This is a genomic window from Saccharopolyspora rectivirgula DSM 43747, from assembly GCF_000497205.1.
Taxonomy (GTDB): domain Bacteria; phylum Actinomycetota; class Actinomycetes; order Mycobacteriales; family Pseudonocardiaceae; genus Saccharopolyspora; species Saccharopolyspora rectivirgula.
The window spans coordinates 1-443 of the sequence record NZ_AYJW01000150.1 but is presented as its reverse complement, the minus strand read 5'-3'; the positions used below and the strand labels follow the sequence as shown (position 1 = coordinate 443).

Here is a 443-nt window from a genome sequence, read left to right as displayed (position 1 = left end):
TTTCGCTCCTCAGCGTCAGGAACGGCCCAGCAAGCTGCCTTCGCCATCGGTGTTCCTCCTGATATCTGCGCATTTCACCGCTACACCAGGAATTCCGCTTGCCTCTACCGTCCTCTAGTCCGCCCGTATCGACTGCGTTTCCGCAGTTGAGCTGCGGTCTTTCACAGCCGACGCGACGGACCGCCTACGAGCCCTTTACGCCCAGTAAATCCGGACAACGCTCGCGCCCTACGTATTACCGCGGCTGCTGGCACGTAGTTAGCCGGCGCTTCTTCCCCACCTACCGTCACCCGAAGGCTTCGTCGGTGGTGAAAGGGGTTTACAACCCGAAGGCCTTCATCCCCCACGCGGCGTCGCTGCGTCAGGCTTTCGCCCATTGCGCAAGATTCCCCACTGCTGCCTCCCGTAGGAGTCTGGGCCGTGTCTCAGTCCCAGTGTGGCCG

1 rRNA gene is annotated in these 443 nt (G+C 61.9%); it reads right to left on the bottom strand.

The features are described 5' to 3' along the window. A 16S ribosomal RNA gene (locus tag SREC43747_RS0119315) occupies nt 1-443 on the bottom strand; the annotation flags it as partial.